We start from the raw sequence: 391 nt of genomic DNA on the forward strand, positions 1-391 counted from the left end.
CCTCTTCCTTTCTCTCTTCTCCTCTTCTCCTCTCCTCTCTTCTTTTTTTTCCTTCTCCCTTCTCCTCTTCTCCCCCTCTTCTCTTTTTCTTTTTCTCTTCTTTTCTTTCTTCTCTCTCTTTTTCTTCTTTTTCTTTTTCCTCCTTTTTCCTTTCTCTCTCTCTTTTTTTCCTTTTTCTCTTCTCTCCCCTCCCTTTTTCTTCCCTTCCCTCTTTCCTTTTTTTTTTTTTTTTTTTTTTTTTCTTCCTCTTTTTTTCTCTTCCTCCTCTTTTCCCCCCTCTCTTTTTCCTCTTCTTCTTCTTTTTCTTCTTTCTTTCTTCCTCTTTTTTTCCCTTCTTCCCCTTCTCTTCTCTTCTTTTTCCTTTCTCTTTTTTTTTTTTTTTTTTTTTCCT

General features: G+C 35.3%; 1 protein-coding gene. It reads right to left on the reverse strand.

The window, feature by feature from the left end; genetic code table 11:
• Positions 1-391: hypothetical protein (locus tag CRU95_RS17020; RefSeq protein ID WP_258238765.1), on the reverse strand; the 391-nt coding region annotated here is incomplete at both ends.

Source organism: Arcobacter sp. F2176 (assembly GCF_004116465.1).
GTDB lineage: Bacteria > Campylobacterota > Campylobacteria > Campylobacterales > Arcobacteraceae > Arcobacter > Arcobacter siniprincipis.